The organism is Streptococcus sp. 2100 (assembly GCF_013276335.1).
In the GTDB taxonomy this organism is placed as follows: Bacteria; Bacillota; Bacilli; order Lactobacillales; family Streptococcaceae; genus Streptococcus; species Streptococcus pseudopneumoniae.
This window is the reverse complement of the sequence record NZ_VMKV01000082.1, coordinates 1-7972: the sequence shown is the minus strand read 5'-3', so window position 1 is coordinate 7972 and position 7972 is coordinate 1. Positions and strand designations below refer to the sequence as shown.

Sequence of the window (7972 nt, the reverse complement as noted above, 5' to 3'; positions counted from 1 at the left end):
GTTTGCTTTTTGATTTTTATTGAGTATAAAATACAAGAAATACCTCGATTTTCAAGTCGAGGTATCTTTTTTTACATTTGGACAATCTTGCGATAACTTCTTGAAGTAATCATGAAAATCAGCACATAGGCGATGAGGAAGATAGCGCAGATAGACAAGGTCACAATCAACATCATATTCGTATCTATTACACCAATCACTTTTAAAATCAGACTAAGCATATGGTAGGCAAAGGCTAGATGTATGAAGGCAAAAAGCAAAGGAAGGAAGAAAACAGTTAAAACCTGTTTGTTGATGGTTTGCTTGATTTGCTTTTGATCTAAACCGACTTTCTGCAAGATAATAAAGCGTTCACGGTCTTCATAGCCTTCAGAAATTTGTTTGTAATAGATGACCAGAACGGTTCCGACCATAAAGATAATGGATAGGAAAATACCGATAAAGAAGACACCACCAAAGAGGGCACTCATCTGAGAACTAGCATCTGCTAGATTGCTACCATAAACATAGCTACCTTCTGTGTCTAATTGAGCATTAAATTGATTGAGGTATTTTTCATACTCCTCAGCGACCTTGAGTTGTTCTTCTTCACTGACATTTATTACATTCATACCACCGTAAAACTGATTATAGATAGCCGAATCTGGGAATTGATCCAAAAAGGCTTGTAAATCAGGAACAACAAGGTAATTGTAATCAGTAGTCAAGATATTAAACTGATTTGGAACATGGTTCACAATGAAATCTTTATTAAATTCTTCTTTGACAGAAAATTGATGATCATTTAGAGTTAGAGCTTTCTGTCCTTTCAGTCCGTCATTTTTGGCAAAGAGACCAACCTCATTTCCTGATAGAGACAGTTTTTGACCAGTCATATTTTCATAATCTTTTTGGTCAAATACCATGAAAACTGTTTTTGGTTGGACACGGTTTTGTCCTTTTTCAAAAATAGTTAACTTGGTTCCTTCTTGATTTGCAATACCAAAGTTACTGTAACGAAGCACTTCTTTCTCTTTGACACTATAACCTTTGTCACTTGCAAACTGGCTCAAGAGTTTGTCCAAATCTTCTTTTTCAACATTTTTTCCAGTAATGCCAAAGTCATGCGGATTCATCACTTTTTTAAAGGATTCTGAGGCATTGAAAATACTAGTCGCTGCTGACATGGTTACCAAAACCATTGTTGACAAAATAGCGATGGTTGCTAGTCCAACCGCATTTTTCTTCATACGGAAAATCAAGTTGGAAACAGAGATGAGGTTATTAGGTTGGTAATAGTATTTCTTGTTTTTCTTTAAGATTTGTAGGAAGACTGTAATCCCTGCATTAAACAATAGATAAGTACCAAAAATAACCAGCAAAACAGCTAGGAAGAAAGTTGTTAGGGCTGTAAGAGGATCGGTTACCGTAAGGGCAAGATAATAGCCAATCCCTAAACTTATGGAACCAAGAATAGTTTGGAGAGGTAGGAAACGACCTCTTTTCTCTCCGCTTGCTTTCTCACGCGAGAGCTGGAGGGCATTCATACGGGCGATTCGAAGGGCATTCAGGAACATGAGCCCTAGGAAAATCAATCCAAAGACAACAAGTACTGCAATGACAACATTCATTTGGAAGGTAGCGACCAGCTCAACCTTCAATTTCATCAGTTTGAGCAAGAAAGCGAAAATCAACTTGTCAAACAAGGCTCCAATACCGATACCCGCTCCAACAGTTAGAATCCCAAATACCACTAACTCCTTAAAGGTCATACTGATAAGATGACGCTTCTCCAAGCCCAACATGCCATAAATTCCTAGTTCCTTGGAACGGTTTTTCATGACAAAACTATTGGCATAGAGGACGATAATGGCTGACGCAAGGGTAACGACAAACATACCAAATCCAAGTGTTGCTTGAATGGTGGTTCCTCCACGGATTTCAGCAATCTTGGGATTGAAGGTTAGAGAGTAAAAGAGATAGGTGACAGTGACTGCCAAGAGAACAGCCAGCGCAAAAGGATAGTAGAGCTTGCGGTTTTTAATCAAGTTCGATACCGCTAACTTATTAGTTAATCGAAACATACTAATTCACCTCGCTTGCCATGACAGTCAAGGTATCAGAGATTTCTTGGAACATCTGACGCTCTGTCTTCTCTCCACGGTAGATTTGATTGTAAAGAATGCCGTCCTTGATAAAGAGTACACGTTTAGCTCTGCTAGCTGCTGCTGTTGAGTGGGTTACCATGAGAATGGTTTGGCCGCGCTCATTGATTTCATCAAAAACATCAAGAAGAGCTGCAGAGGACTTGGAATCAAGGGCACCTGTTGGCTCATCCGCAAGGAGAATTTCAGGTTCTGTGATGATGGCGCGTGCTACTGCTACACGCTGTTTCTGACCACCAGAAATCTCGTAAGGGTACTTCTCTTGCAATTGGTTGATACCTAGATTCTCAGCTGTCACCACCAATTTCTTCATCATCTCCGTAATAGGTCTTCTTGACAAGACAAGCGGAAGCAAGATATTGTCCTTAACAGAAAGAGTATCTAGCAAGTTAAAGTCTTGGAAGACAAAGCCTAATTTTTCACGACGGAAGCTAGAAGCCTGTGAATTTTTAATGGTTGCGGTGTCAGTTCCATTCAAGTAAACCTGGCCACGAGTTGGTTTATCCAGCATAGCTAGAATATTGAGCAAAGTTGATTTACCAGAACCAGACTCACCCATGATAGCAACGTAGTCTCCCTTTTCTACGGTAAAGTGAATATCCTTGAGGGCCTCTACTTGGTTGCCCTGAAAACGAGTTTTATAAATTTTTTGAACGTGTTTTACATCTAAAAGTGTCATGAGAATCTCCTTTCTTAATATCCCATCAAATGAAATGTTGCTTGCATCATAGCGCATCCCAGCTGAACGCGCTCGATTTCTTTGTGGCTTGGTTGTTTTGAAAATTTTTCTTGAAATAATTTTTTCATGTTCTTACTCCTTTTTCTTTATGAGTCTAGTTTACATCAAAAAAAGACCGCTTGCCATAACCTAACCTTACAAAAGAGACTTTAATCTTACATTTTTGTAAGATTGGGGGAAATGTAAGCAAAATTACTTAGAAAATGATTTGATTTCCTATTTTTAAAATTGTAAAATATAAGTGTGAAAAGGCTTACTTTGGAAAGGAGGAAGCGGAAACTAACATTTGAGTAAGCTTACCTAGATAACATACCATTAAATTTAACACTTGCAAGTCGATCAACCTATAAGGAAAGAAGGTGCGCTTTAATGAAACACAAAGAACATATACTCATCGGACTTCTCTATCTCCTCTCTCCATTCATCGGTCAGCTCTTAGTTGAAAAAACATACTTTATCGGTACAGAATTTACAGCTACTGCTTATGCTATTTGCTGGCTATCAGTTGTTATCAGCATCCACCATTTTTCAAAAAATGTATTGTCTCAGCAAGAAAAAACAGATTAAAAAACTGAGTTTAAAATAATATTTTTAATTTGTATATGAGGCTGAGAAAATCTTATTAAAAGTAAAAAAGCTTTAAATCAAGCAGTTTAGACTATTGATTTAAAGCTTTTTGCTTATTCCAAATCTTTTGTTAAACCTCACCAAAACCAGCCTTCATTGTCGTCAATAGCTTGGGCTTCTTTGCGTTTGCGTGGGCCTGTTCCGTACATTTCTGCTTCGATTTCTTCCTTGGTTGGCATGATAGAAGCTAGGATGATATAGATAATCACGCCAAGTCCAAAGTTTGCGACTGTAAAAATAGCAAATAGAAAACGAACCAGGGTAACATCAAAGTTCCACTTGTCTGACAGACCCGCCAGAACTCCTGAAATCATGCGATTTCGTCTCATTTTATAAAATTTACTGTTCATGATATTTCCTCTTTCTGTTAGGTTAGACATAGTATATCACGGGTAGGCTCGGCTTTCATCAGTCCTCAGGCTGATTTATCAGAAGCAATTTACCTCGACAAAGTCCACAGCGATAGCATTTGGTATCAATCCTTCGCTTGCGATGATAACTTTGCTGGCAGGATTGACAACGATAAAGTTTGAGTGGTTTAGAGTGGCTATTTGTCAAGGAGGGCACAAAGCGTAATCCATCCACCGCTTTCAAAAGTTCCTTAAAATCTCGATCCTTGTGTTGATATCCCTTCCCTTGAAAATAGAGGTGATAATGACAGAGTTCATGTCGGACAATTTTCCTAAAAACCTCCATACCCAGTTTCTGATAAACCTTGGGATTAAAATCCAGATGCCCATCTTTGGGGAAAAATCGCCCACCTGTCGAACGTAGACGCCTATTCCACTGGACATGATGGATAAAAGCTCTCCCGAAGTCTTCTAGTGAAACCTGCTTGACATAATCAGTCAGTTTCATTTGGAGCGAGGAGCGACAGATTAACTTTTTCACGTTCAGTATCAATTTTCTTGACCCAAACGGTCACCAAATCTCCAACTGACACCACTTGACTAGGGTGTTTGATAAACTTGCGACTCATATGAGAAATATGAATCAAGCCGTCCTCGTGAATCCCGATATCAACGAAGGCACCGAAGTCAACAACGTTACGCACAACACCTTCTAGCTTCTGACCTACCACTAGGTCTTTGATATCTAGGACATCTTGGCGAAGCACAGGTGCGTCAAAGGAATCACGGAAATCTCGACCTGGTTTGAGAAGATCTGCAATGATATCTTTAAGGGTTTCTGGACCGAGGTCTAGCTCTTGAGCCATTTCCTTGACTGAAAGGGACTTGAGTTTGCTTTGGGCTTCTTCGTTTAGGTCTTTAATATCTAAACGTTTGAAGAGTTCCTTAACTGCAGTGTAATTCTCTGGGTGAACTCCTGTATTATCAAGGATATTGCTACTTTCAGGGATACGAAGGAAACCAGCAGCCTGCTCAAAGGCCTTGGCTCCCAGACGAGGAACTTTCTTGATTTGGGCGCGTGAAGTGATTTTTCCTTCTTCCTCGCGGTATTTGACAATATTTTCAGAGATAGTTTTGTTGAGTCCAGCTACGTGTGAAAGAAGAGCTGGGCTAGCTGTATTGACATTGACACCAACTTGGTTAACCACTGTATCGACAACAAAGTCCAGACTCTCAGATAGTTTCTTCTGACTGACATCGTGTTGGTATTGACCGACACCAATTGACTTAGGATCGATTTTAACCAATTCAGCAAGGGGGTCCTGCAAACGACGGGCGATAGAAATGGCAGAGCGTTTTTCAACGGTCAAATCTGGAAACTCCTGACGAGCAAGTTCACTGGCAGAATAGACAGAAGCACCACTTTCATTTACGATGACATAACTAACCTCAGGAAAATCTTTCAGAACTTCCGCCACAAAGGCTTCACTTTCACGACTAGCAGTACCATTTCCGATGGCAATAATTTCCACGCCATATTGACCAATCAAATCTGCCAGATCTTTCTTGGCTTCTTCGATTTGACGAGCTGATGCTGGTTTAACAGGATAAATGACCTGTGTTGTCAGCATTTTTCCTGTTGCATCCACGACAGCTAGCTTGGCACCTGTACGAAAGGCAGGGTCAAATCCAAGAACCACGCGCTCTTTCAGTGGAGCAACCAAGAGGAGATTGCGTAGGTTGTCCGAAAAGAGTTGGATAGCCCCTTCTTCCGCTTTTTCAGTCAATTCTGTCCGAATACGGCGCTCGATAGCAGGTAAGACTTTTTTCTTAACCGATTGCTGAACAACTTCATCTATATAGGCATTTTTCACCTTGAAACGAGCAGCAAAGAAAGCTAGAATACGGTCTGTCGCATGTTCGAAACCGACCTTCAAGACACCTAGCTTCTCCCCACGATTGAGGGCCAATGTACGATAGCCCTGCATATTTCCAACTGTCTCTGAAAAATCATAATAAATCTGAAAAACCTGCTTTTCATCAGGACTTTCATCCTTGACTTGCGAAGTAAGTTTAGAGTATCTCAGCACCTCCTGATAAGTCATGGCGCGCAGTGTCACATCTTCCGATAAGGCTTCGACTAAGATATCAACTGCACCAGCCAAGGCGTCTTTCCCAGTCACAAATCCTTCACAGATGAACTTTTCAGCCTCTTTCTCTAAGTCAGTTACATTCTGCAAAATCAGGCGAGCAAGTGGGAAGAGTCCAGCTTCACGAGCAATGGTTGCCTTGGTTCGACGCTTTTCCTTGTAAGGTAGGTAGAGTTCTTCAACGTCTGCTAATTTTTCGGCAGCTAAGATAGCTTCTTCCAACTCCTTGGTCAACTTGCCTTGTTCTTGAATCTTAGCTAAAACAGCTTCCTTGCGGTCATTGAGATTGGTCAGACTTTTATCCAAGTCGATAATGGCCTTAATCGCCACCTCATCCAGACTACCAGTCATGTCCTTGCGATAACGCGCGATAAAGGGGATTGTCGCCCCTTCTGCTGTCAAACTTAGAACAGTATCGATTTGCTTTAAAGTCACTCCCAAATCTTGGGAGATTTTTTCATATTTTTTATCCATGAATCTATTATACCACAAGCTAAACATTTCAAATTAACTCGTAGAACATTTAAAAAATATGTAGGGAATAGATTTATATGCTACAGCGCAATAACTTGCACTTAAAGAGCATTGCCACCTTTTTTTAACCAAGCCATGATATCAAAAGTATTTAATGGATCAGACATAATAGCCAGTTCTGGAAGATGTTCCTGACCTGGAATAACACATTGACTTTTCAAATTTTTATATGGACGATTGACTAAAATTAATTTATTAGAATAAGGAAGATTATCCATCTTATTTAAAATTTCTTCACTAGCTGAATCTTTATTATCAAATTTAAAATATAGATTATCCCAATTTATGCGTTTTTTCTTTTTTCCCACTTAGTCCGTGCTTCTTCAATACTAGAATAATGTAGAAAATGAATATCTATATCCCCTAAGTGCCCCAAAGGATAAACTTCATGGGTCCAGCTCGGTGAAACAAGTTCCTCTTCGAAAACAAGTTCTTGTTCCATATAGTACCGAAAATCCTTTGTAAGTTTATAATAATCATCAGGAAGAATAAATAAACCAACAAAAGGTGTTCTATATTGGCTTTACAATAATAACTTCTATATCTTTAAATGTTTGTCTATCAACTATTAATAAAGACTCTAATAAACTATTTTTATCTCCTTGATGTAATAAAATAACACTGATTAAGCAAGTCAATTTTACTACCTCCTATAATTTTCTGATAATGATTTTCTTCTTATTTCAATTATATAATCATTTAGTTTTAAAAAAAGCGTTCCAAACATTCAAAAATAGTTGAGACTTCCCTTAATAAATCTGTTACTTTCTTTTTCAAGATAGCCCATGCTTGCTCAATAGGATTCAAATCTGGTGAATAAGGTGGTAGAGGTAAGAAAAAGTGTTTATCTTGGATGCAGAGTTCATCCAAAATGTTCTTGGGATCAAAACTAGCATTGTCCATGACAATAACATGAGGTGTCTTCAAAACAGGCAGGAGTTGCGTTTTGAACCACTCCACAAAGAAATCGCTTGTCCTGCTGTTCTTGTAAATCATGGGAGCTATAAACTCTCTGTCTACTTGTCCTGCAACAATTGAAGTTCGCTCAAAACGACGTCCGCTAATCTTTTCATAGACTTTCTCCCCTCTAGGAGTCCCTGCATAAGGACGATAGAGGTAACGGTCGATTCCTGTTTCATCAATATATACGATTGGTAAATCGTTTAGGTTATCCAAAATATCAAGAAACTCAGCGACTTTCTCTGGGTCTTGTTCCTTAAAGCTCGTCATCTTTTTTTGAAGTGACCTTCATCTGCTTTAAAGCTGCCCATACTGAAGGGACAGCACAATCAAAATGTGCCGCAATTTCCCGTAAAAAAGCATCTGGATAAGCCTCTACAAAGGATTTCAATTCCTCTAAAGGAATCTTTCGGTTTTTGACGACTCGCTTTTTCCTCTCTAAGTGTCCTTGTTCACGTAAGTTCTTTT

General features: G+C 39.2%; 6 protein-coding genes and 2 pseudogenes. 1 reads left to right on the top strand and 7 read right to left on the bottom strand.

The features are described from left to right. Positions 1-71: 71 nt before the first annotated feature. Positions 72-2063 (bottom strand): ABC transporter permease, encoded by a 1992-nt coding sequence (locus tag HT669_RS09910; RefSeq protein WP_050208796.1) that lies wholly within the window; start codon positions 2061-2063, stop codon positions 72-74. Position 2064: 1 nt separating this feature from the next. Next, a complete protein-coding gene (locus HT669_RS09905) occupies positions 2065-2823 on the bottom strand; it encodes an ABC transporter ATP-binding protein (protein ID WP_000173372.1) in 759 nt (252 codons plus the stop codon). 429 nt (positions 2824-3252) lie between these two features. On the opposite strand from HT669_RS09905, the gene HT669_RS09900 reads away from it, so the two are divergent. Then, entirely contained in the window at positions 3253-3450 is a 198-nt protein-coding gene (locus tag HT669_RS09900) for a hypothetical protein (protein WP_050223462.1), read from the top strand. A 137-nt stretch (positions 3451-3587) separates the two neighbouring features. Here the strand turns inward: HT669_RS09900 and HT669_RS09895 are convergent, their stop codons facing one another. The 5 genes and pseudogenes from HT669_RS09895 to HT669_RS09875 form a co-directional block, all read right to left on the bottom strand. After that, the gene (locus HT669_RS09895) at positions 3588-3860 is read right to left on the bottom strand and encodes a PspC domain-containing protein (RefSeq protein WP_001085044.1); all 273 of its coding nucleotides are present in this window, start codon (positions 3858-3860) and stop codon (positions 3588-3590) included. Positions 3861-3918: 58 nt separating this feature from the next. Further along, positions 3919-4368 (bottom strand): SprT family protein, encoded by a 450-nt coding sequence (locus tag HT669_RS09890; protein ID WP_101514688.1) that lies wholly within the window; start codon positions 4366-4368, stop codon positions 3919-3921. Further along, a complete protein-coding gene (locus tag HT669_RS09885) occupies positions 4355-6484 on the bottom strand; it encodes a Tex family protein (RefSeq protein ID WP_101514687.1) in 2130 nt (709 codons plus the stop codon). Before HT669_RS09885 ends, HT669_RS09890 begins: the two co-directional genes overlap by 14 nt. Before the next feature lie 101 nt (positions 6485-6585). Further along, positions 6586-7064 (bottom strand): annotated as a pseudogene (locus HT669_RS09880) (DUF1919 domain-containing protein); the annotation flags it as partial. A 185-nt stretch (positions 7065-7249) separates the two neighbouring features. Continuing rightward, a pseudogene (locus HT669_RS09875) lies at positions 7250-7972 on the bottom strand (IS630 family transposase); the annotation flags it as partial.

Bases quoted from the DNA above. Each gene is read 5' to 3' on its own strand.
- HT669_RS09910 (WP_050208796.1), bottom strand. From the start codon at position 2,063: ATGTTTCGATTAACTAATAAGTTAGCGGTATCGAACTTGATTAAAAAC.
- HT669_RS09890 (WP_101514688.1), bottom strand. From the start codon at position 4,368: ATGAAACTGACTGATTATGTCAAGCAGGTTTCACTAGAAGACTTCGGG.
- HT669_RS09900 (WP_050223462.1), top strand. From the start codon at position 3,253: ATGAAACACAAAGAACATATACTCATCGGACTTCTCTATCTCCTCTCT.
- HT669_RS09905 (WP_000173372.1), bottom strand. From the start codon at position 2,823: ATGACACTTTTAGATGTAAAACACGTTCAAAAAATTTATAAAACTCGT.
- HT669_RS09895 (WP_001085044.1), bottom strand. From the start codon at position 3,860: ATGAACAGTAAATTTTATAAAATGAGACGAAATCGCATGATTTCAGGA.
- HT669_RS09885 (WP_101514687.1), bottom strand. From the start codon at position 6,484: ATGGATAAAAAATATGAAAAAATCTCCCAAGATTTGGGAGTGACTTTA.